Below are 2,276 nucleotides of genomic sequence, written 5' to 3' on the forward strand. Positions count from 1 at the left end.
CATGCGGTCGGCCTGTTCCTTCTGCACGCCCAGGCGCTGCGCCAGGCGGGACAGGAATTCGGCTTCCAGCTCGGGATCGGCCGGGCGCGGGGTCCACACCGTCTGCGACTTGTCCAGGCCGGTCAACTCTTCCTTGGCGCCGCGATGGCTGATGAAGACTTCCAGGTTGCCGTTCTGGCCCTTCTCGACCCGGCTGCGGAACTTGTCGCGCTCCGAGGTCGAATACAGGCTGTCGAACACCTTGCCGATCGTGTTGCGGATGAAGTCCTGCGGAATCTTGGCGCGGTTCTCGGCCCAGTCCGTTTCCATGATGCCGGTCTCGGGCGAGTCCTGTACCAGCAGGAAGCCGTTCTCCTGCCAGAACTCGCGCATGGTCTGCCACAGCTGGTCGGGCGCCATGCCGTTGCTGATGACGAGCCAGCGCTGGTTGCCGTCGCGTTCGACGCGGATGCCTTCCGCCGACGGCAGCACGTTGGTGCCGGCGACCTTGGGCTGGGTGCTGGTGGCCTGCTGGTAGCCGGACAACGTCGCGCCGGCCTGCTCGGGGACCGAATAGCGGCGATCGCCGTCGAGCTTGGTCAGGTCCGGCGGCACCTCGAGCGTCGAGGTGCGCTTGGCCGCGGCGGCCGACTTGTAGTCGATCTTGTCGGCCTGCATCATGTCGTTGACGGTGCTGCAGCCAGCGGTCATGCCGAGCGCGAGCAGCGGCAAGACCAGGGCGGCACGGCGGCCTTGCGGCACGCCATGGCGGTTAAGCTTGAGTTTCATTGACACGCAATCCTAGTGAAGGGAATGACCGCTTGGCGCGAAAGAAAAATCGGATCGATCAGGCGAGCAGCCCGGCGCCGGCCAGCGCGCGGCGCACGGTCTCGTGGTGCTCGGGCGACAGCGGCGTCAGCGGCAGGCGGATGCCGCCGGCCATCTTGCCCATCTGTTGCAGCGCCCACTTGACGGGGATCGGGTTGGCCTCGATGAACAGCGCCTTGTTCAGCGCGATCAACTCCATATGGAGGCGGCGGGCGGTGATCGCATCGCCCTTGAGCGCCGCGACGCACAGCTCGTGCATCTTGCGCGGGGCCACGTTGGCGGTCACCGAGATATTGCCGTGGCCGCCCAGCAGCATCAGCGCGACCGCGGTGGGATCGTCGCCGCTGTAGATGGCAAAGCCTTCCGGCGCGTCCTTGATCAGCTGGGCCGCGCGGTCGATGTTGCCGGTGGCCTCCTTGACGCCGACCACGCCCGGCACCTGGGCCAGGCGCAGGATGGTGTCGTTGCTCATGTCGGCGACAGTGCGTCCCGGCACGTTGTACAGCAGCACCGGCAGATCGACCGCTTCCGCGATGGTGCGGAAATGCCGGTACATCCCTTCCTGCGTCGGCTTGTTGTAGTAGGGCACGACCTGCAGCGACGCATCGGCGCCGACCTGCTTGGCGAAGGCGGTCAGCTCGATCGCCTCGCGGGTCGAGTTGCCGCCGGTCCCGGCGATGATGGGGATGCGTTTGGCGGCCTGCTCGACCGCGACCCGGATCAGCTCGCAATGCTCCTCGACCGACACCGTGGGCGATTCCCCCGTGGTACCGACGATCACGATGCCATCGGTGCCTTCGGCGACGTGCCAGTCGATCAGGCTGCGCAGCGCGGCGTAATCCAGGCTGCCATCCTCCTGCATCGGCGTCACGATGGCGACGATGCTGCCGGTAATCTGTGTCATAGCTGGTATGGTTTTCGAGATTTCGAATAGCGGGATTGTACCGGATACGAATTGGCCGCCGAAGCACACCGGCAACCCCTGCCTACCCGGGCAAACACCAAGTGGATCAACGCATCGGCCCGCTTGCACGCTGACATCGCGCCGGCATCACCTGGCGCAAATCACCCGTCCAGGCGATAGCGTGGCGGCGCCGCCGCTCCAGCGGCCTGCAGTGCCTCGCGCACGGCGCATATGCGCTGCACGAACGCCGTCCGGGGCACTTCGATCACGCCGTCCTCGTAGGCGACGACCCGCAGGCTGCCGTGCACCGCCTCGAGCAATTCTCCGGGCCGCAGCAGGAAATCGGGATTGGACGGCTTGCCGACCGTCTCGTTCCCCACCGCAAAGGTTTCGTAGATCAGCACGCCGCCGGGCGCCAGCGCATCGATCAGATGCGGCCACAAGGGGCGATGCAGATAGTTGGTGACGATCACCGCGTCGAACGGCGCCTCGTCGGCCAGCGGCCAGGCGCCCTGCTCCAGGTCCGCCTGCCGGGTCCGCACGGGGCTCGGCAGGCCGGCCAGCG

At 66.8% G+C, this 2,276-nt stretch carries 2 protein-coding genes and 1 pseudogene; all 3 read right to left on the minus strand.

Annotated features, from left to right (window positions below):
* Positions 1 to 768: pseudogene (locus AC6EI8_RS26150) on the minus strand (outer membrane protein assembly factor BamC); the annotation flags it as partial.
* Between the two features lie 58 nt (positions 769 to 826).
* Entirely contained in the window at positions 827 to 1,711 is an 885-nt protein-coding gene (gene dapA / locus AC6EI8_RS26155) for a 4-hydroxy-tetrahydrodipicolinate synthase (RefSeq protein ID WP_149319276.1), read from the minus strand.
* A gap of 161 nt (positions 1,712 to 1,872) precedes the next feature.
* The coding region (locus tag AC6EI8_RS26160) for an SAM-dependent methyltransferase (RefSeq protein ID WP_498383344.1) at positions 1,873 to 2,276 on the minus strand (404 nt) is incomplete at its 5' end.

This window comes from Cupriavidus sp. R6-3 (assembly GCF_059772245.1).

Coding starts and splice junctions, on each gene's coding strand:
- dapA (WP_149319276.1), bottom strand. CDS start 1,711: ATGACACAGATTACCGGCAGCATCGTCGCCATCGTGACGCCGATGCAG.